The following is a 19018-nucleotide window of genomic DNA, read 5'->3' on the forward strand; positions in this document are numbered from 1 at the left end:
GCGTTCAAAAACCTTGACAGCGATTCCGGGAAGTGCGATTCTCTAGGTGCTAAACGAGAGAAGAGGGCTTCCGGATGTTTTGTTCGGGGGCCTTTTTCTTTGCCTATTGGCTCCTTTTCCTAACAGTCAAATCCTCGTCAGCGGCCTAACCCGCCAACAGTTATCGTTGTGACCTGACGGCGCCGAACTCCTCGAAGAGCTCATCCAGACGGGTCGTGAGATAATCGGCAAATTCAGGCACCATGCGCTCATCGAACGTGATGCGCGTCTTGGTTCCGGAGCGTTCGATCTGCGCTGCCTTCTGGCCCTGCCGCGTTTTCCAGGTCTCGCCCGTCGCCTTCTTCGCATCGCGAGCAGCCATTTTCGACAATACGCGCTGCAGGCGCTGATCGCTGTCGAGATCGGCAAAGGCATCGTCTTCGATGATCGCCTCCACCTTTTTCGGCGAGGAAGAGACCGCATCGACGAGAGCTAGCCACCGTGCGCGGCCCGCTTTCGGTGCGGGACCGATCGCCATGATCACCGTCTGTGGCACGCCACGGGCAACGGAGATGTAACGGCTGAGATCGGCCTTGTCGGTCGAGAGTGCTGCTATGATGACATCGCGGGCGTAACCCGCTTCTTCCAAGCGATGGGCAAACAACGCCTTCTCGATGAAGGAGAGATCCTGCCGGTCGAGATTTTCCTTGCCTTGGGCAATCACCAACTCGTTGTCGCTCAAGTTTTGAACGATCGCCTTGACCTTGAGCCCGAGCTTTGCCGCAGCACGCAGGCGACGTCGGCCGTAGGCGATCTGATACTGCCCTTCCTTTTCAGGGTCGGGACGGACTAGGATCGGCACCTTCTGGCCGTGCTCGGCAATGCTTGCCACCAGAGCGTCGAATTCGGCATCGCGCTCGACTGGGATACGATCGCTGATCAACGAATTGGAAATATCCGAGGGGGTGATCTCAAGAACGGAGAACCCGGATGAAATCTGGGCCTGCAGCCGGCCGGCGGCGCGCGCCGCCTCGGTCATTTCCTGCAGCGAGGCACCCATGGCGGAGACGGCTCCGGCGCGTACGCGGTCAGGGTTCTTCTCGACACCGACGGAAGGCGCCGGCATATCCGCCTTGCGCATGAAGATCGAATTGACAGTATCGCGTCTGCTCATCAATTCTCTCCTTTCCAATTGGATGCGGGCAAGCCGAAAGAGCGCAGTTGGGAGCTCCCAACATGCTCATGGGCTGCCGACCGATGGTCGGATTTCTGCCAGGTGCTCACGCGGCGACCTCCGTTGGGAGTTCCCAACAGGTCGGCCGGCCCGCTCAAACCAGATGAATCGGTGTTGATCGGCGAGAACGTCATGTGCGCCCCCATGCCTGCCGGATCAGCGTCTCGACCTCTCCGTTGACGGCATCGAGCGCTTCCATCGCCCGGTCATAGGTCGAGCGGGTCAGGTTCTCGCGGCCAATCTCGTAGAGCGTCTGCTTGGTAAGGCCGGCATCGGAGACCGCCGCCGATTTCACCATCGCGTTGATCATGACGTGATCGTCGAACAGATTGCGCAAGAGGGCCGCGACCTTCGTCTGTGGAGCATCCTGCGGCTCGTAGCGGGTGAGCAGATAACGAATGAAGTCGTAATTGAGCTCGCCGCCGGCTTCCCGCACGACGGAGAGAAGGTCATGCGTCATCAGCAGGAACTGGCTCATGGAGGCCACATCCAGCATTTGGGGATGCACGGTGACGATCATCGACGTTGCGGCGCAAAGGCCGCTCAGCGTCAGGTAGCCGAGCTGCGGCGGGCAATCGAGTACGACGACGTCGTAATGTTCGCCAACATCCTCGAGCGCCTTGGCGACGCGCATGAAGAACACGCCTTCGCCATCCCGGGAGCCGCGCATCAGCGCGCGCGGCGTCGTGTGCTCGAATTCCATGAGTTCGAGATTGCCGGGAATGAGATCCAGCCCATCGAAATAGGTTTTGCGCACAACCTCCGAGAGGGCGCGTCGCTCCTCGTCGTAACGGATCGCCGCATAAAGCGTCTCGTTCGAGCGGACATCGGTCTCCGGCATGACGCCGAGCATGGCTGACATGCTCGCCTGCGGATCGAGATCGAGGGCGAGCACGCGGTAGCCCTGCAGGGCAAGATATTGTGCAAGATGCACCGATGTCGTGGTCTTGCCCGACCCGCCCTTGAAATTGGTGACGGCGATGACCTGGAGATGTTCGTTCTCCCTGCGGTGCGGCAGGAAGTCATGCGCCTCGCGGCCACGGGCGGAGGCGGCGAGCAGGGCGCGCAATTCATTGAGCTGGCGCAGCGAATAAAGGCGTCGGCCGTTGCTGCTGACATCGGGCTGCGGGCCTTCCCCGGCAAGCGTCATCTTTCGCAAGGTCGAATCCGATACACCGATCAGCTTGGCCGCCTCGCCTGAGGTGAAGCGGCGCAAAGTCTTGCTTGCGGTCGGCGGAAACAGGGCTTCGCTGATCGCCTGCAGCTGCGAACTGATCGTCGACGCATGGGCGCCGATCGTCTCGTCGACGCTACGCTGAAGGGTCCGAGAAGTCCTTTGTGGCTTGCTCACGCTCTAATCTTTCATCACGGAAAAACGCCAGAAACGGCCTTTCATCCGTGACGATTACCGATCGGAGCGATTCTGGCAAGGTGCCCCGGTGAAACAAGACCTTAGCGAGCGGGGCGGTGATCAGCATATTACGACAGAAGGATTACAATTTCTCCTGATATCTCTGTATGTTAACAGAAATCCGCAGTGTTTGGCAAAGCTGTGTCACCCTCATATGATTTCTGGGATGAAACTGGCGACGCGACCGTTTTGATCCTACCAAAGTGGTCTGGCGCATCCCATTGGAAAGAATCAGCTATTACCGATTCCTAAACTTTGCCGGCGAAAGATCATGGCTTTGCGACGCGAAAGGACCCGGTCGCGGCGACTGCGTGGGCATTGACGACGGAGAATGACGCTTTCTCCCTGGGCAATTCAGCCGGGTGTGAGGGAGCAGAGACGAGTGAAATTCCTGCTCACATTATTTTCAGGACGCCGATCGTGCCAAAATCGAACACAGAGGTAACGGAATCAATCCGCTTTATTGATTCCGTATCGATCGAAGATGTGAGAAAAAACAGCGCATTAGCAACACGCTAAATGGGCTAGCCACGGCTCGCAAGAAGGCTCCTTATGAACCACTCGCTTACCACCCAATCATAAGAGATTTCAGGCCCTCTTGCAATGACAGGCGTTTGGCTATCCCCAGCGAGAGGGGGACAGCCAGCCTCTCAGAAGTACCCTATTCGCGGAATGTATAGCCGGCAATCGAGGCCGGTTTCATCTCGATCGAGAAGCCCGGCCGCGTCGGCGGCATATAGGCGGCGTCCTTGATGATGCAGGGATCGAGGAAGTGTTCGTGCAGGTGGTCGACATATTCGATGACGCGGCCGTCCTTGGTGCCCGATACCGCCACATAATCGATCATCGACAGGTGCTGCACATATTCGCAGAGCCCGACACCGCCGGCATGCGGCCAGACCGGCAGGCCGAATTTCGCGGCGACCAGCAAGACGGCCAGCACTTCATTCAGCCCGCCCATGCGGCAGGAGTCGATCTGCACGATATCGATCGCGCCTTCGGCGATGAACTGCTTGAACATGATGCGGTTCTGGCACATCTCGCCGGTCGCGACCTTCACCGGTGTTATACCCTGGCGGATCTTGCGGTGGCCGGCGACATCGTCAGGGCTCGTCGGTTCCTCGATGAAGAAGGGTTTGGCGAAGGAGAGCTGGTTGACCCAGTCGATCGCCTGGCCGACCTCCCAGACCTGGTTGGCGTCGATCATCAGGTAACGGTCCGGGCCGATCACCTCGCGGGCGATCCTCAGGCGGCGGATATCGTCCTCAAGATCACGGCCGACCTTCATCTTGATATGGTTGAAGCCGGCATCGATCGCCTCCTGACAGAGGCGGCGCAGCTTCTCGTCCTCGTAGCCGAGCCAGCCGGCCGAGGTCGTGTAGCAGGCATAACCTTCCTTCTCGAGCGTGGCGATGCGTGCGGCCTTGCCGGCTTCCGCCTTTTTCAGGATGGCGATTGCCTCGTCGCGCGTCAGCACGTCGGTGAGGTAGCGGTAATCGACGATATCGGCGATCTCCTCGGCCGGCATATCCGCAACGAGGCGCCAGACCGGCTTGCCGGCCTCCTTGGCGATGAGATCCCACACCGCATTGACGATGGCGCCGGTCGCAAGATGGATGGCGCCCTTTTCCGGCCCGATCCATCTAAGCTGGCTGTCGCTGGTCAGATGCCGCCAATATTTGCCGGGATGGGCTTTCACCTCGGAAAGTTCGGTGCCGACGACCAGATGGCGCATCGCTTCGATCGCCGCGCAGCAGATATCGTTGCCGCGGCCGATGGTGAAGGTCAGGCCATGGCCGGCGAGGCCTTCTCTGTCGGTTTCGAGGATCACATAGGCGGCGGAATAATCCGGGTCGGGGTTCATCGCATCGGAACCATCGAGGCTTTGCGAGGTCGGAAAGCGAAGGTCGTAGACGCTGATATCGGTGATGCGGGTCATGGTCTTCTTCCCGTTGAGTGGGCCGGCATTCTTGCCTTCGAACGAGCCGGTCGTGCGAAAAAGTCAGATCGTCCAGCCGCCGTCGATGGCGTAGGCCTGGCCGGACGTGTAGGTGGCGCCGGCGAGATAGACGGCGAGATCGGCGATCTCCTCGGGCGTGCCGAGGCGGCCCATCGGCTGGCGGGCGATGAAGGCGGCGCGCGCCGTGTCATAATCGCCCTGGGCGCGCATGCGGTCCTGCAGCGACGGGCTTTCCACCGTGCCGGGGCAGATGCAGTTGCAGCGCACGCCCTGCGTCACGTAATCGGCAGCGACCGACTTGGTAAGGCCGATCACGGCTGCCTTGGTCACACCATAGGCAAAGCGGTTCGGCACGCCTTTGATGCTGGATGCGACCGATGACATGTTGATGATCGCGCCATCCTTGCGCTCCAGCATGCCCGGCAGCACCGCGCGGATGGTGCGGATCATCGCCTTGACGTTGAGATCGAAGGCAAATTCCAGATCGGTATCCTTCATGTCGAGCACGGAGCCGTTATGGACGGTGCCGGCGCAGTTGAAGAGCACGTCGACGGCGCCGATCTCTGCCACCAGCGCCTTGACCGCCTCGTCTTCAAGCACGTTCAGCTTGTGAGTGGAAACCTTGCTCTCTTCGGCCAAGGTCGCCAGCGCGTCGGTATTGATGTCGGTGGCGTGCACCTTGGCGCCGGCAGCGGCGAAGGCGAGCGCGGTCGCACGGCCGATGCCCTGACCGGCAGCGGTGATGAGAACGGTCTTGCCGGAAAGATTGCTTATCATGTCATGGCCTCTTCGGGATTGCGCGCGCGGGCGACGGTGCTGAAAATACTGGAAAAGGATCGGTCAGGATAAAGGCCGTGCTCGACCATCTGCCTCATCGGCAAAGGCGGTTTTATGCAGGCGATCACGATATCCATGCACTGCATGGCTTTCCTCCCTCTCCCGTCATCTTATTTTGATCTCGCCTTGGCGAGCTTTCCGGGAATTTCGGTCGTCCGGCGTGCGAACCATGCCGAGCGATGTCTTCAGACTTGATTTGTCTGTTTATAGACAAACAGACGATAGCTTCACGGTCAAGCGCGAACTTTTTCTTTTCCGCCCGCCTGTCTGCGTATATGCAGAATGATATTCACAGGAGGGAAGAATGGAGACCGAAGAGTCAGATCGCTATCGCGCTCCGGCGCTCGACAAGGGTCTCGATATTCTCGAACTTCTGGCTGGCGTCGATAGCGGCCTGACGCAGGCGGAAATCGCCAAGCGGCTGGAGCGCAGCCCGAACGAATTCTACCGCATGCTCGACCGTCTCGTGAAGCGCGGTTACGTGACGCGGCTCGATGGCGACCGTTATTCGCTCACCCTGAAGCTCTTCGGCCTGGCACAGCTGCATGCGCCGGTGCGCCGGCTCGCCTCCTATGCGACGCCGCTGATGCGCGATCTCGCCCAGCGCTCCCGCCAGGCAAACCATCTGGCGGTCTTCGACCGGGGTTCTGCCGTCGTCATCGCCCAGCAGGAGGCGCCGGACTATTGGGGCCTGTCGATCCGCGTCGGTTCCCATATCAGCCTGTTCGATACCGGCTCCGGCCATGTGCTGCTCGCCTTCCGCAGCGACGAGGAGCGCGAGATGATGATCTCGGAGCATGTGCGCAGCCGCGAGGAGGTCGATCTCGGCCCGGAATTTCACGAGCGGCTGAACCAGATCCGTGAGCGTGGCTATGAGATGATGGCAAGCGTCCAGACGGCCGGTGTCTATAATCTCTCGGCGCCGGTCCTGGGGCCGGACGGACGCGGCATTGCGGCGCTGACCTGCCCCTACATCGCTCTCGTCAATGCGCCGGCGGCACCCGATATCACCCAGGCGATCGGCATGGTGCAGAAGACGGCGGCCGAGCTTTCCGCGCTTGCCGGCGCTACGATCGCCGTGCCGGGTTAAGATCAACAGAATTTCTATTTGAACAATTCATTCACCAAAGATAGGTTGCTGCCAACCACTCTTGGAGGAGAAGAGCGTGTTCATCGACACCCATCTGCACGTCATCGACCGGTCGGCGCTGAACTATCCCTGGCTTGCCAATGTGCCTGATCTCGACCGCGATTTTCTCTACGAGACCTACGCGACCGAGGCCAAACGCTGCGGCATCACCAAAGTGCTGCACATGGAGGTGGATGTCGATCCGGTCATCATGCAGGCCGAGACCGATTATATCAGCCGCCTCGGTGATCTCGTGGCCGGCGCGATCGTCTCCTGCCGGCCGGAAGAAGATGGCTTTGCCGCCTATCTGGAGCGCCAGAAAGCCGATCCCTTCGTCAAGGGCTTCCGGCGCGTGCTGCATGTGGTGCCTGATGATATCTCGGAAGGCGCGCTCTTCCGCGAGAATGTCAGAAGGCTTTCCGGCACCGGCCTGACCTTCGACCTCTGCACGCTGCCGCATCAGGTGAGCAAGGTCGTGGCGCTCGCTGACGCCGCGCCCGACGTGCAGTTCGTGCTCGATCATTGCGGCAATCCGGATATCAAGTCGAACGCCTTCGAGCCCTGGAGCCGCGGCGTTGCCGAAATCGCCCGGCGGCCGAATGTCGCCGCCAAGATTTCCGGCATCGTCACCAATGCCGATCCGGCAACCTGGACGGCGGAAAATCTGCGTCCTTATATCGAGCATGTCATATCGAGCTTCGGCTGGGATCGTGTGGTCTGGGGCAGCGACTGGCCTGTCTGCACGCTGGCGAACGGCCTTTCCACCTGGGTCGCGGCGACGCAGGCCGTGCTGTCGGGCACGGCGCAAACGGAGCGTTCGCAGCTGCTTCACGGCAATGCACAGCGGCTGTGGAAACTTTGAACTCTTCCTGTAGCTGTGCGCCTCAGAGACGAATTCTGCAGGATTTTCAACTCCGGTGATCCGTCACCACGTGCAATCCGTAGGGGCTCTCGGATGGCGCGATGTTTTGGCTCAGCCGAAACTACATCCAAACAATTGCTAGGTTGAACTAACTCGGCTAAAAGTTGTTACTGCCGGCCGTGTAAGTTGTCGGGCCGGCTTTCGCAGGAGGGAATATCAGATGAAAGAAGAACCGCATTCCGTGGACGTTCACGTCGGCAAGACGATCCGCATACAGCGACTGCTGAGAAAGGTTTCTCAGACGGAACTGGGCGATCGTGTTGGCGTGACCTTCCAGCAGATCCAAAAGTACGAAAAGGGCTCCAACCGCGTCTCCGCCAGTATGCTCGTCGAAATCGCCGGCGCGCTCAGCGTCGATGTCAGAACCTTCTTCGACGACTTGACGGCCACCGCTGCCAACGCAAACGATAATCCCGCTCCGAGCGAAGAATTCGTCATTTCGCGTGAAGGCGTCCAGCTCAACGCTGCCTTCTTCTCGATCAAGAACGAGCAGCTTCGCAAGAAAATCCTCAAGCTCGTCCAGGCAATCGCCAGCACCGAGCAGATGGACGCCGACGCTGCGGAGTAAAACGTCGGCCTGAATTTTTAGCGATCAGTCGCACCCGCATCGGGATTAATGGCGTTCGATCACGATCAGATTTTCGCCAGCGTCCTTCATTGCGATCTTGGCTTTGCTGCCGACGAGTTTTTCGAGGTTCGCATCGAGTTCCCTATCCGGATCGATGCCGTCCCAATCGATGACGACCTGCAGCAGCGCCATGTTTGTGAGGTGCATGAGATTGCGCAGCTGAAGTTTTTCAGCCTCGTCCTTGGCTGCCGACAGCAGCCGGAAGAGTCTTGCGTATTCTCTGCCTGCACCCTGGTCCCTTTTTTCGAACATTGTTTCCGCCCTCGACGATCATTAAATCCCCACCCAGGATATCTTCGGCGCGGAACCGTTATTCGAGCGTTACAGGCGGCGCCTGCCGCGTGACTTCGGCCTGCAGCAGCTCCCAATGCGAGGTTGCTGCAAAGCTCCAGTCACGCTTTGCTAACGCAAAGCCTCCCTTTTCCAGCCATTCCAGCACGAGCCGTGCGTCGGTGCGCTTGCGTTCGACGCGATTGGCGCGGATCGCTGCCAGGATCTGGTCGCGCCGCGGCTTGCGGGCGAGGTGGCACTCGTCGACCACCTTGGCGTAGGTCCGCTCGGAAAAATGCAGGAAGCGGCCGGCGAGCAGCAGCTTCTTGCGCTCGCTGACGGAAATCTCGCCCCTGGCATGGAGGCCTTCGATCGTCGGCTCGAAATCGACCCACGGGACGGAAAGCGGCAGCCAACCGAGTTCCTGCGGTGCATGGACGAGCGCCACCGCTTCGTCATCGATGAGCTCGCCGGATTCGTAATCGTCGAAGATCGAGCCGATGCCGACCATGCCGAACGCGGAACATTCGGCAGCGCGCAGCGCGCCCATGCTGGAGCCGCCGGCAACGGCAATGCCCTTTTCCAGCGCAAAGAGGATTTCTTTGTGCCAGACGGACGGCAGATCGCCGAAATAGCCGTCGATCAGGCCGATTGCGCTCGCCCCCTCATGCACGGCTTTCAGAATGTCGCCGCAGGCTGCGGGCGGGCGGAAATCGATATCGGGATGTTGCTTGCGCGCCTCGGCGATTTCGCTTGCAAGGCTCGGACCGACGAAGAGGACCTTCATGCCGCGGCCTCCCTGATGACGTTGACGGCGCGCAGGCCGAGCTGGATGTACTGGCCGCTGATATCGACCTCGAGGCCCGGCACGATCACGCGCACGACGGAAACCGGAAGGGTCGGATGCGGCAGCGGCACGGCGATGATCTGACTGACGCCCGCGGCCCTCAGCCGGCCGGCAATGTGGCGGATCGTATTCTGGATCGTCATCGGACGTTGCGGGCGCATCGGGAATGGTTTCAGCGCCGCATCATTGCTGAAGAGATCGACGACCTGACGCATGCCGGCGCTGCGATCGATGCGCTGGTAGATCTTCGGCGAGAAATCGTCACGGCTGCCGGCAATGGCGGTCAGGCGGCTCTGGGCAGCTTCGGTGATGGCGCGAAGAGCCGCGCGCACCGGATCGGGATGGCAGCCGCAACCGCCGCAGACCTGAGCCCAGCGGGCATCGACGCGATCGGAGAGATTGCCGGGAATGATGACGGCGAGAAAGGCAGGCACACCGATATCGGTGGTCATGTCGATCAGGAGCAGGCGCATGCCGGCCTGGCGGATGCGATCGACCATGACGTCGATGACGGCATCGCCGAAGGCGAGCGGATCGACTCTGCTCTGCTTGAGCTGTTCGGGGGATTTGAGCTGGGTGAGAGCCCAGGCATCGCGCTCGACGAGTTCGCAGAGTCCGTGCAGCACGGCTTCGGCCGGCGTATTGCCCGACGCAAGGCCGTCGCTCGACTGTTCGAAGCCCGGCGGGCGGGCGCCTCGATGGTCGAGGCCGACCAGCCACCAGGGCACGAAACTGGTGCTGCCCGAGAGGAGGTCGAGGCCCGAACACCAGGGGATCTGAGCGTTGTCGATCTCGTCGGGGGCGCAGCGCGCCACGCTGTCGAGGTCGATCATCGCGGCCCGTTCGGCCTTCATGGTCTCGAGGCTGGCGAGCGTCAGGTCGGCAGGTACGGTTTCGGCAATCCGGGTCTCGATCGCCTCCATGGCAGCCGAGGTCATCGCCGCTTCTTTGTCGATACCCTTGCCCTGGAAAACCGACAGCGTGTGGCTGTTCGGCCGTGTGGCGAAGGCAACCGGAATGTTCAGCACGTCGAGCCCGGTCAGCAGTCCGACGCGGGTAATCCCGAAATCGCGCAGATGCGGTTTGATCGCCGCAAAGGTCTGCGCCGGGGTCATCGACCGGTCGTGGTAGCTGTTGACGCCTGCCGATGACCGCTGAAGGTCTTCGGCAAGCAAAGCAAGCTCGGTGAATGCTGACATCAGCTGCTATTCCTTAACGGAATTTCAGGGCGTGCGTCAGGTTTTCAAGGCCGTTCGGTGAAACGCTGAGTTCCTCCTGCTTCATGGCAGCCTTGGCGGCAGCGGAGAAACGGAGCGTCGGGGTCTGGATTGCGGCGTTGGTTTCAACGGTCTTCATGATCTCTCTCCAAAAGGTTGGGCGGCTGGCCGCCGTTAACCATTGGAAGAGAGCATTGCCTGCGTCATTCAAGCGTTACAGGCATTGTTAAAATGCGAGCTATCAGGGCAATCCGGCCAGCTGAAGGGCATGAATCAGCCTGTTCGTGTGAACTTGCTCGCGGTCGGGTATGAAGTGACGGATATTCTCGCTGCGGAAATCCGGGAAATTCTCAAGCACGACCTTGGCATATTTCTGCGCCTTCTTGAGGTCACCGGCCATGGCGTGCGAGGCAGCGAGCAACCGGGCCGTAGCCTGTTTGGTCTTCACGGGCTCCAGCGCCTCGATCGCTTCCTCATATTCCTCGCGGTCGAAATGAATGCCGCCGAGGTTCCAGTAATAATAATCCGGCGGCAGCGGATTGAGCTTGAAGGCTGCCTTGCTCAATTCCAGCGCCTTGTCGAATTCGGCATTGTGCAGCAGCGCGTCGGCATAATCGGCAAGGATGTCGGCATCGTTGGGATTGAGCTCGCGCGCCTGCTCGAACATTTCGAGGCTTTCCTCGAAGCGGCGGCGATAAAGCGCCACGAAGCCGAGCTCGCGATAGGCCCGGCCGCTGTTCGGGTCGGTCTGCCGTGCCATCCTTGCGCAGGCGTAGGCTTCATCCAGCAGGTCCCGGTCGTGCATGCCGCGGATCAGCCATTCCATGCCGAGTGCGCGCGACATGCCGGCATGGGCCGGCGAGAAATGCTCGTAACGGCTGAGCGACGACTTGAACCATCTGCGCGCCTGGCGCAGGTGCTGCAGGTCGGTCTGGGCAATCAGCCGCTTGCCTTCGAGATAGAGGCGATAGGCCGAAGCCGGCACGTCGCCGAGCGGCATCGCCAGTTCGTAGCGCTCGATCGTATCGGCGAGCGTCATGACGATGCGCCGCGTGAGCTGGCTGAAGGCTTCGCTGATCTTCTGCATCGCAAAAGGAATTTCGACCGCCCAAAGCACTTCTGATGTCGAGGTGCGCGTCAGCCGGCAAGTGGTATAGACATCCTCGTCGCGCCCCTGGATCGTCACATAAACGGCATAGTCGAAGGACAGGTCGAGCGGGCCGATGGTCGGGCGCGACGGATCGAGCGCGCGGCTCAGCATTTCCAGGCTCGTATGGGCGGCGATCACCTTGAAGCCGCGCTGCTGGCTGAGCCCGATCGTGACATCTTCGAGCAATGCGCGGCCGACACGCTCCATCAGCGGATCGGTGAAGATGCTCTCTGGCGGCAGGATGACGATGCGCGGCTGGCCGGCCGGATCGATCAGCAGCTCGGAGGCGGGACGCGGACGTTCCGTCACCGGCTGTGCTGTGGCCAGGATGCCGAGTTCGCGGGCGAGCGCTGCCGTGGCCTCGTCCGGCTCGATGTCGAAATCGTCCTTGAGCTGGCTGCGATACTTCAAATAGGCCTGACGCGCCGCCGGCAGGTCGTTCATGCGGGCATGGGCGCGCATCAGCGCCCGGCAAGCGATCTCATTGGCGGGATCGAGCTCGATCAGGCGTTTGGCAAAGGCGATCTGTTCCTCGTCCGGGCGTTCGTCTTCGTTTTCCAGAAGGCGGACAAGATGCGCCGAGCGCGTTTCGTTAATCCGCTGGCGCTCGAAGGTCAGCCAGTCTTCTGCCCCCTGCGTCGGAGATTTGACGCTTTCGAGCAGTTCGCCATGCAGGATGCCGCTTTCTTGTCGCCCCAGCACATCCTTCCGCTTGAGCATATCGAGGTCGATCTCCCAGCCGGGCGCGAGGCCGAGATGGGTGCGCGTGGCGGTGAGCAAGGGCGGTAGGTTTTCAGGAATGCTCTGTTCGATGCGCGACAGAAGCTGGCGCAGGCTGCCGGCCCGCTTTTCGGGGAGTTCGGATTGCCAGAGCTGGCATCGGATGGTTTCGCGGTCGACCAGCGGTTCCGACGACAGCGCTAACATTGCCAATAGGAAATAGGACTTTTCGGGCAAGGGCAGCTCAGCCCCGGCGGCCAACAATCGCGGCCTGCCGAGCAGACATAGTCTGTTCGCTTTCACTTCCCCGGTTGACCCGTCCATCACGGTTCTCACCTTCAAAAGCCGGAATGCGCCGAGCGCACCGACCAGTTATCTAATGTTAGAGTGAATAGCGGGCAACGGGAAGCGCTTTTGCTTTGCCGGGGCAAGATTTTCATCGAATATTTACGGTCCTGGCCGGTGCTTGCTGTCAACATACTTTACGAATGTTGCATATGGACGGGAGGCGCTGCTCTATTTCGGAGCGTCATCCCGCCATGCGGACCGGCGCTGCCGCCATGTATTCGTCCAATGCCGCCGCTTGCCCGGCCGAGAGGTTAAGCCCCTTCCTGCTGCGCCGCCAGAGCTCGTCCTGCGCGTGCCTGGCCCATTCGTATTGGACGAGATATTCGATCTCGGCCTCACAGAGATCGGCACCGAAGAGCCTGCCGGGGTTCTCGATCTTCTGGGCGCTGCCCAGCATCAGCCGGCTTGAGGCTTTGTCGGCCGGCCTGACTAGAAGGCCTGAGCAAGCCGGCGCAATGGTGTTGCGCTCTCGGCAGCGGCTTCGACGAAGTCGAGGCCGATATCGAGCACCGGGGCGCTATGCGTCAGCCAGCCGACAGAAATCAGGTCGACGCCCGAAGCGGCAATCGCTGGCGCCGTTGTCGGCGTTACGCGGCCCGAAGCCTCGGTGATCGCGCGACCGGCGACGATGTCGACTGCTTCGCGCAACTGATCGGGCGTCATGTTGTCGAGGAGCACGGCATCGACCCCCTCGCCCATAGCCTCGTGCAACTGGTCGAGCGTGTCGACCTCCACTTCGATCTTGACCATATGGCCGACACCGGCCTTGGCGCGGCGGATGGCTTGCGAAATGCCGCCGGCAATGGCGACGTGATTGTCCTTGATCAGCACCGCATCATTGAGCGCAAAGCGATGATTCATGCCGCCGCCGGCGCGCACGGCATATTTTTCCAGCGCCCTCAGACCCGGTGTCGTCTTGCGGGTGCAGACGACAGAGGCCTTGGTGCCGCGGATTGCCTGGACGATGCCCGCCGTCACCGTTGCGATGCCGGAGAGATGGCCGAGGAAATTCAGCGCCGTACGTTCGCCCGTCAACAGCCCGCGCGAGGGACCTTCGATGGTGGCGATGACGCTGCCCGGTTGGACGGCGCCGCCATCAGACAGATGCCGCTTCACTGCGATAGCGGGATCGATGAGCTGGAAGGCAAGCTCGGCGGCATCGAGGCCGGCAACGACACCCGGCTGGCGAGCGGCCATGACGACCGTGGAGCGATGGTCTTCGGGGATGACGGCAGCGGAGGTGATGTCGCCGGCAAGGCCGAGATCCTCGGCAAGGGCGGCGCGCACCAGCGGCTCGACAATGACGCGCGGAAGGGAAGCGAGGTTCATCTCAGGCACTCCTTGCAAGGGGATGGGAAGCGGTGGCCCGGGCAATCTCCAGAGCCTCGGCCAGCGTCATCTTTCGCCGTGCGGCTTCGGCGCGCTTCAGCGGGAAATCGGTGCGCGCATGGGCGCCGCGCGATTCCGCCCGAAGGCTGGCGAAAACCGCAATCAACAGCGCAACGACGGCGGGATCGGAGGCCGCGCCATCGTCTTCGGCAAGCGGCAGCAGGCTTGCGATGGCGCCATGGATCGCTCCTGCATTGCGCAGCACGCCGAGATGGCGCGAGACGATCGGCCGGACCAGTGAAGGATCGGCCGCGGCCGGCAGCGCAATACCGGTCTCAGGCACCGACGGCTTTGCGGCCGGCATCGAGAGAATGTCGCGCGCGGCACGCATGCCCATGACGGCGGCTTCCAGCAGTGAATTGCTCGCGAGCCGGTTTGCGCCGTGCAGGCCGGTAGAGGCTGCCTCGCCGGCAACCCAGAGCCCGGCAACGGAGCTGCGGCCGGCAGCATCGGTCGCGACCCCGCCCATGTGATAATGGACGGCGGGACGAACGGGGATGAGCTGGCGGCTCGCGTCGATGCCAGCCTCCCGGCAGAGCGCGTCGATGACAGGGAAGCGGGCGGCGAAACGATCGCCAAGCACCTCGCGGGCGTCGAGGAAGACCCGCCCGCCGCGCGCCAGTTCAGCGCTGATGGCACGCGCCACTACATCGCGCGGGGCAAGTTCTGCGCCCGATACGCCAGCCATGAAACGTTCGCCACGCTCGTTGACGAGCACGGCGCCCTCGCCGCGCACGGCTTCGCTGACGAGCGCCAGGGGCCGGCGGCGGGAATCGAGCGCGGTCGGATGGAACTGCACGAATTCCATGTCGGCGAGTTCTGCTCCGGCGCGGGCCGCCAGCATGATGCCCTGCCCGAAATTGCCGGTCGGATTGGTGGTCGCTTCATAGAGCCCGCCGATGCCGCCGGTCGCAAGCACGATCCGCCGCGTCGCCAGGAGAATCGCATTGTTTTCGCTGGCGCAGACGAGGCCGGTGACGCCCTCCTCATCCGTCAGGATACGACGGGCTTCCAGGCCTTCCAGCACGGTGACGGAGGGTGTCGCGATAACGGCGGCGACAAGCGCACGAATGATCTCCGCACCCGATCCATCGCCTTGCGCATGCACGATGCGGCGGCGATTATGGGCTGCTTCCAGCCCCAGCGACAAGGCGCCATCCGCCGTCCGGTCGAAGCGCATGCCCGCCTGTTCCAGCGCGGCAATGGCATCCGGCGCCTCGGCGATGATCCCGGCAGCGATTGCAGGATCGCAAAGCCCGTCGCCGGCAGCGAGCGTATCGGCAAGATGCAGCGCGGCGCTGTCATCAGCCCCCAAAGCGGCCGCGATGCCGCCTTGCGCCCAGGCGCTCGATGTCTCCGCGCCAAGACCGGCGCGGGTGACGATGACAACCGGCTGCGGAGCAAGGGTCAGCGCCGTCATCAATCCAGCAAGGCCGCTGCCGACGATGACGGTGCGGCCGGTTAGTTGGTCAGCAATCTCGCTCATATCGAAAGCATCCTTTCGACAGCGCGCCGGGCAGCTGCTGCAACCGCGGGATCGACCGTCACCTCATGGCGGTTTTCCTCAAGCGCTGTGCGGATATTGGAAAGCGTGATGCGCTTCATGTGCGGGCAGAGATTGCAGGGGCGAATGAATTCGACATCGGGATGATGCACGGCGACATTGTCGCTCATCGAGCATTCGGTGAGCAGCACGACGCGGGCCGGCTTCTTCTGCCCGACATAATCGGACATGACGGCCGTCGAGCCGGCAAAATCGGCTTCGGCGACGACCTCAGGCGGGCATTCGGGATGGGCAAGCACCATCACGCCCGGATGGTTTTCGCGCAGTTGCCGCACATCATCGGCGGTAAAGAGTTCATGCACCTCGCAATGCCCGTGCCAGGCGATGATTTCGACATCGGTTTCCTTGGCGACATTCTGGGCAAGATATTCGTCCGGGATCATCAGCACCCTGGGTACGCCGAGGGATTCGACCACCTTCTTGGCATTGCCCGAGGTGCAGCAGATATCCGAGGCGGCTTTGACGGCGGCCGATGTGTTGACATAGGTGATGATGGGCACGCCCGGATGGGCTTGGCGCAGCAGCGCGACATCTTCAGGGGTGATGGAGTCCGCCAGCGAACAGCCGGCGCCCATATCGGGGATCAGCACCGTCTTTTCCGGGTTCAGCAGCTTTGCCGTTTCGGCCATGAAATGCACGCCGGCGAGCACGATCACGTCGGCATCGACCTCGATTGCTTTTCTCGCGAGTGCCAGACTGTCGCCGACGATATCGGCGACGCCATGGAAGATTTCCGGCGTCTGGTAGTTATGCGCGAGAATGACGGCGTTGCGCTTGCGCTTCAGCTCGAGGATCGCATCGACATCGTCCTGAAACGTCATCCATTCGGCTTTGGGAATGACGCGGCTGACGCGGTCATAGAGGGAAGACGCGGAAACGAGGTGGTTCATGGCCGGCTCCATCAATTATGCTCGATTTGAGCATATCATGCGCGAAGAGATATTCTCATAATGAGCATATGTCAATTGCGGGAGAGTGGTAATTTCGTTCCGGCGAGCGCGCGCTCTTCGAGGATGGTCTGCCGAAAGCGGAAGAGCTTGGCCGGCCGGCCGCCGGTCTCACTCGTCGCCTCGCCGGTTTCCTCCACCAGTTCCTGCTGCTCGATCAGGCGGCGGAAGTTCTGCTTGTGCAGGGTCAGGCCGGCCAGCGCTTCGACGGTCCGCTGCAATTGCAGCAGGGTGAAGCTCTCAGGCATGAGTTCGAAAACGACAGGGCGATATTTGATCTTGGCCCTTAGTCTGGCGATACCGGTTGCGAGAATCCTCCGGTGATCGGCAAACATCGGCCGGCCGAGATTGTCGGCCTTGCCACAACCCGCCTCAGCAACGAGGCCTGCCTCGTAGAGCAGCTCGTAGCGCTGCAGCGTTAGATCCTCGTTCCAGCCGCCGCCATCGAGCCCGAAGGTGAAATCGGCGCGGCGATGACGGTATTCGCGCCTGATAGGATCGACATCGGCCCAGAGACGCAGCCGCGCAATGAGTTCGTCCATGATGGCGGGACGCCCGTCGCGATGGTCTTCCCAGGGGAAATATTCATACCAGCCATGCCAGCCCGGCCGCCCGGCGCCCGACTGTTCGTTGACGAGGCCGAGATAGCTGATCGAGATGGTGCGACCGCCCTGGATATCGTTGTTCCGGTCGCGGTCGGCGAAAGTGTAAAGCTGCTCGAGGAAACCGACGGGATGAGCGGTCTGTTCCTGGATCCATTCGCGCAGGCCCGATTGCAGCGTGCGATGGCCCATTTCGAAGGGGCCTGACGGCAGCGCATCGCCATTGCGGATCGTCATGACGCGCGGCTCGTCGCCCGTCACAGCGACGAGAACCGCGATCAATTCTGCATGGGCAAAGCCTATCGTCACCGGCGCCTGAGAATCTGTTCCTGATGGATCTATTCTCTGACATAGGGCGGCACCGATGCCAATCACAGGCTCGCACCCTCCCCAGCAAAGAGGCTCGCGCTGAATTGAGGACTACCAAATTTTGGTATATATTGGTAGTAACAAGGAGGTTCTCATGTCCAAAAACACATCCATTGCTTTGGGTGATCATTTTGCGGGCTTTGTCGAACGGCAGGTTATTGAGGGCCGCTACGGCTCGGCGAGCGAGGTCATCCGCGCCGGCCTGCGGCTTCTGGAGGAGCACGAGGCCAAAGTGAAGGCGCTGCGCGACGCGATCGGCACCGGTATTGATAGCGGCCAAGCCGAAGATTTCCAATTCGATGCATTCCTCGACCGGAAACGCCGGACCCGGAGGAAATGAAAGGCTACATCCTTTCCAAGGCCGCCGTCGCCGATCTTGAGGATATCTGGGACTACACGTTCGACAACTGGGGCCAGGAGCAGGCGGAGCGCTATATCAACAATATTCGCAACGTCTGCGAAGCTCTGGGATCAGGCGCCCGGAGCGGACGGCCGATCGACGATATCTGGCCGGGCGTGTTCAAGCTCGCTGTCAATTCGCACTTCCTGTTCTATCGAGTGCTTGAAGACGGCCGGACTGGTATCGTCCGTATCCTGCACAAGCGCATGAATGTGGAAGCGCGGCTTGGTGAGACGCCTTTGCATTGACGGCGCTTTTCTGCGCGAACGGGAACCCGCAGGCTCTCACCTCTCCGCTTCCAGCCGATGCAGAAAATTGCGCAACTCTACCTCGTCAATGCCGACGAGATGGCGCTTTTCCGGATAGGCGCCGGAGCGGATATCCTCGGCCAGTTCGGTGAAGGCGACGATGCGCTCGCGCTGCAGCCGGTCATATTCGGCGGCGAAGTTGCGATAGACCTTGGCGTGGCGCGGCGTGTGATCGCGGTTGGCGCCGAGTACGTCGTCGGCAAAGAGATATTGCGCATCGCAGCCGCGGCCGGCACCCATCGAGATCATCAGCATCGACGTGTTGTTGGAAATCGCCGCTGCGACATCACCTGGAACGACCTCGATCTCGGCTGCGAAGGCGCCAGCCTCTTCGAGCGCCTTCGTCTGGCGCCAGACCTCGAAGGCGCTCGCCGCCGTCTTGCCGACCGCGCGGAAACCGCCGGTCCAGGTGGCTTTCGATGGGACGAGGCCGACATGGCCGCAGACGGGAATGCCTTCGTCGCGCATGCGGCGGATGGTCTGCAGGCTTGCGGCGCAATAGACGGCATCGCCGCCCGCCTTCAATGCCTTGAAGGCTTCGCGCATATGCTCTTCAGCGGAGACGAGATCGCCATATTCGAGGCCGGGAATGGCAAAGGGCGAGGGTGCTGCCTCGCGAAAAGCCGGTCCCAGCAGAGCGGGCGGCACCGAGACCATATCGATGCCGGCCTTTTCGGAAGCTTCCGCCTCTTCGAGCGAGGTGATGCGCAGCATGGTGAGCTGGCGCCTTCCCTTGAGCGCGAGCAGGTCTGCGACCGTCGCGCGATTATGCTTCTTCATCGCAATA

At 61.5% G+C, this 19018-nt stretch carries 20 protein-coding genes and 1 pseudogene; 5 read left to right on the forward strand and 16 right to left on the reverse strand.

Features of this window, described 5'->3' with window-relative positions:
- Positions 1-160 precede the first annotated feature (160 nt).
- The 5 genes from repB to FHT87_RS06830 all read right to left on the reverse strand — a co-directional run bounded on the left by repB (position 161) and on the right by FHT87_RS06830 (position 5498).
- The gene (gene repB / locus FHT87_RS06810; protein WP_183726570.1) at positions 161-1153 is read right to left on the reverse strand and encodes a plasmid partitioning protein RepB; all 993 of its coding nucleotides are present in this window, start codon (positions 1151-1153) and stop codon (positions 161-163) included.
- Positions 1154-1343: 190 nt separating this feature from the next.
- Positions 1344-2564, reverse strand: a complete 1221-nt coding sequence (gene repA, locus FHT87_RS06815; RefSeq protein ID WP_183726572.1) for a plasmid partitioning protein RepA — start codon at positions 2562-2564, stop codon at positions 1344-1346.
- Positions 2565-3285: 721 nt separating this feature from the next.
- Entirely contained in the window at positions 3286-4563 is a 1278-nt protein-coding gene (locus tag FHT87_RS06820) for an L-fuconate dehydratase (protein ID WP_183726574.1), read from the reverse strand.
- Positions 4564-4626: 63 nt separating this feature from the next.
- Positions 4627-5361 (reverse strand): SDR family oxidoreductase, encoded by a 735-nt coding sequence (locus tag FHT87_RS06825; RefSeq protein ID WP_183726576.1) that lies wholly within the window; start codon positions 5359-5361, stop codon positions 4627-4629.
- Complete coding sequence (locus tag FHT87_RS06830) at positions 5358-5498, reverse strand: hypothetical protein (protein WP_183726578.1); 141 nt, start codon at positions 5496-5498, stop codon at positions 5358-5360. Before FHT87_RS06830 ends, FHT87_RS06825 begins: the two co-directional genes overlap by 4 nt.
- 227 nt (positions 5499-5725) lie before the next feature.
- On the opposite strand from FHT87_RS06830, the gene FHT87_RS06835 reads away from it, so the two are divergent.
- The 3 genes from FHT87_RS06835 (at position 5726) to FHT87_RS06845 (ending at position 8040) form a co-directional block, all read left to right on the forward strand.
- Entirely contained in the window at positions 5726-6511 is a 786-nt protein-coding gene (locus FHT87_RS06835) for an IclR family transcriptional regulator (RefSeq protein ID WP_183726580.1), read from the forward strand.
- A 76-nt stretch (positions 6512-6587) separates the two neighbouring features.
- Positions 6588-7412, forward strand: a complete 825-nt coding sequence (locus FHT87_RS06840; RefSeq protein WP_183800460.1) for an amidohydrolase — start codon at positions 6588-6590, stop codon at positions 7410-7412.
- Between the two features lie 220 nt (positions 7413-7632).
- Positions 7633-8040 carry a helix-turn-helix transcriptional regulator gene (locus tag FHT87_RS06845; protein ID WP_183726584.1) on the forward strand — a complete coding sequence of 136 codons (408 nt, stop codon included), beginning with the start codon at positions 7633-7635 and terminating at the stop codon, positions 8038-8040.
- Between the two features lie 45 nt (positions 8041-8085).
- Here FHT87_RS06845 and FHT87_RS06850 read toward each other — a convergent pair whose 3' ends face one another.
- The 10 genes and pseudogenes from FHT87_RS06850 to FHT87_RS06895 all read right to left on the reverse strand — a co-directional run bounded on the left by FHT87_RS06850 (position 8086) and on the right by FHT87_RS06895 (position 17463).
- Positions 8086-8352, reverse strand: a complete 267-nt coding sequence (locus FHT87_RS06850; protein ID WP_183726586.1) for a hypothetical protein — start codon at positions 8350-8352, stop codon at positions 8086-8088.
- Between the two features lie 58 nt (positions 8353-8410).
- Positions 8411-9157: a TfuA-like protein gene (locus tag FHT87_RS06855; protein WP_183726588.1), complete on the reverse strand. Its 747-nt coding sequence runs from the start codon at positions 9155-9157 to the stop codon at positions 8411-8413.
- Entirely contained in the window at positions 9154-10416 is a 1263-nt protein-coding gene (locus tag FHT87_RS06860) for a YcaO-like family protein (RefSeq protein WP_183800463.1), read from the reverse strand. Before FHT87_RS06860 ends, FHT87_RS06855 begins: the two co-directional genes overlap by 4 nt.
- 13 nt (positions 10417-10429) lie before the next feature.
- Positions 10430-10573, reverse strand: a complete 144-nt coding sequence (locus FHT87_RS06865; protein ID WP_183800466.1) for a hypothetical protein — start codon at positions 10571-10573, stop codon at positions 10430-10432.
- A gap of 102 nt (positions 10574-10675) precedes the next feature.
- The gene (locus tag FHT87_RS06870) at positions 10676-12628 is read right to left on the reverse strand and encodes a BTAD domain-containing putative transcriptional regulator (RefSeq protein ID WP_183800469.1); all 1953 of its coding nucleotides are present in this window, start codon (positions 12626-12628) and stop codon (positions 10676-10678) included.
- A 205-nt stretch (positions 12629-12833) separates the two neighbouring features.
- Positions 12834-13052 (reverse strand): annotated as a pseudogene (locus FHT87_RS06875) (glycerol-3-phosphate dehydrogenase); the annotation flags it as partial.
- Between the two features lie 29 nt (positions 13053-13081).
- A complete protein-coding gene (gene nadC, locus FHT87_RS06880) occupies positions 13082-13981 on the reverse strand; it encodes a carboxylating nicotinate-nucleotide diphosphorylase (protein WP_183800475.1) in 900 nt (299 codons plus the stop codon).
- Position 13982: 1 nt separating this feature from the next.
- A complete protein-coding gene (locus FHT87_RS06885) occupies positions 13983-15527 on the reverse strand; it encodes an L-aspartate oxidase (protein ID WP_183800478.1) in 1545 nt (514 codons plus the stop codon).
- Positions 15524-16495, reverse strand: a complete 972-nt coding sequence (gene nadA, locus FHT87_RS06890) for a quinolinate synthase NadA (protein ID WP_183800481.1) — start codon at positions 16493-16495, stop codon at positions 15524-15526. Before nadA ends, FHT87_RS06885 begins: the two co-directional genes overlap by 4 nt.
- Positions 16496-16566: 71 nt before the next feature.
- Positions 16567-17463, reverse strand: coding sequence for a hypothetical protein (locus tag FHT87_RS06895; protein WP_183726602.1), 897 nt, complete (start codon positions 17461-17463; stop codon positions 16567-16569).
- 154 nt (positions 17464-17617) lie between these two features.
- Between FHT87_RS06895 and FHT87_RS06900 the strand changes: the two genes are divergently transcribed.
- Positions 17618-17863, forward strand: coding sequence for a type II toxin-antitoxin system ParD family antitoxin (locus FHT87_RS06900; protein WP_183726604.1), 246 nt, complete (start codon positions 17618-17620; stop codon positions 17861-17863).
- Entirely contained in the window at positions 17860-18171 is a 312-nt protein-coding gene (locus FHT87_RS06905; protein WP_183800484.1) for a type II toxin-antitoxin system RelE/ParE family toxin, read from the forward strand. Before FHT87_RS06900 ends, FHT87_RS06905 begins: the two co-directional genes overlap by 4 nt.
- Before the next feature lie 36 nt (positions 18172-18207).
- Here the strand turns inward: FHT87_RS06905 and FHT87_RS06910 are convergent, their stop codons facing one another.
- A complete protein-coding gene (locus tag FHT87_RS06910; RefSeq protein WP_183800487.1) occupies positions 18208-19011 on the reverse strand; it encodes a 3-methyl-2-oxobutanoate hydroxymethyltransferase in 804 nt (267 codons plus the stop codon).
- Positions 19012-19018 lie beyond the last annotated feature (7 nt).

The organism is Rhizobium sp. BK316 (genome assembly GCF_014193695.1).
Taxonomy (GTDB): domain Bacteria; phylum Pseudomonadota; class Alphaproteobacteria; order Rhizobiales; family Rhizobiaceae; genus Rhizobium.

Excerpts from the sequence above, each read along its gene's own strand:
- FHT87_RS06885 (WP_183800478.1), bottom strand. The coding sequence starts at position 15,527 with ATGAGCGAGATTGCTGACCAACTAACCGGCCGCACCGTCATCGTCGGC.
- FHT87_RS06860 (WP_183800463.1), bottom strand. The coding sequence starts at position 10,416 with ATGTCAGCATTCACCGAGCTTGCTTTGCTTGCCGAAGACCTTCAGCGG.
- FHT87_RS06905 (WP_183800484.1), top strand. The coding sequence starts at position 17,860 with ATGAAAGGCTACATCCTTTCCAAGGCCGCCGTCGCCGATCTTGAGGAT.
- FHT87_RS06900 (WP_183726604.1), top strand. The coding sequence starts at position 17,618 with ATGTCCAAAAACACATCCATTGCTTTGGGTGATCATTTTGCGGGCTTT.
- FHT87_RS06865 (WP_183800466.1), bottom strand. The coding sequence starts at position 10,573 with ATGAAGACCGTTGAAACCAACGCCGCAATCCAGACCCCGACGCTCCGT.
- repB (WP_183726570.1), bottom strand. The coding sequence starts at position 1,153 with ATGAGCAGACGCGATACTGTCAATTCGATCTTCATGCGCAAGGCGGAT.
- FHT87_RS06910 (WP_183800487.1), bottom strand. The coding sequence starts at position 19,011 with ATGAAGAAGCATAATCGCGCGACGGTCGCAGACCTGCTCGCGCTCAAG.
- FHT87_RS06855 (WP_183726588.1), bottom strand. The coding sequence starts at position 9,157 with ATGAAGGTCCTCTTCGTCGGTCCGAGCCTTGCAAGCGAAATCGCCGAG.
- FHT87_RS06845 (WP_183726584.1), top strand. The coding sequence starts at position 7,633 with ATGAAAGAAGAACCGCATTCCGTGGACGTTCACGTCGGCAAGACGATC.
- FHT87_RS06870 (WP_183800469.1), bottom strand. The coding sequence starts at position 12,628 with ATGGACGGGTCAACCGGGGAAGTGAAAGCGAACAGACTATGTCTGCTC.
- nadA (WP_183800481.1), bottom strand. The coding sequence starts at position 16,495 with ATGAACCACCTCGTTTCCGCGTCTTCCCTCTATGACCGCGTCAGCCGC.
- FHT87_RS06820 (WP_183726574.1), bottom strand. The coding sequence starts at position 4,563 with ATGACCCGCATCACCGATATCAGCGTCTACGACCTTCGCTTTCCGACC.
- FHT87_RS06830 (WP_183726578.1), bottom strand. The coding sequence starts at position 5,498 with ATGGATATCGTGATCGCCTGCATAAAACCGCCTTTGCCGATGAGGCAG.
- FHT87_RS06825 (WP_183726576.1), bottom strand. The coding sequence starts at position 5,361 with ATGATAAGCAATCTTTCCGGCAAGACCGTTCTCATCACCGCTGCCGGT.
- FHT87_RS06850 (WP_183726586.1), bottom strand. The coding sequence starts at position 8,352 with ATGTTCGAAAAAAGGGACCAGGGTGCAGGCAGAGAATACGCAAGACTC.
- nadC (WP_183800475.1), bottom strand. The coding sequence starts at position 13,981 with ATGAACCTCGCTTCCCTTCCGCGCGTCATTGTCGAGCCGCTGGTGCGC.
- FHT87_RS06835 (WP_183726580.1), top strand. The coding sequence starts at position 5,726 with ATGGAGACCGAAGAGTCAGATCGCTATCGCGCTCCGGCGCTCGACAAG.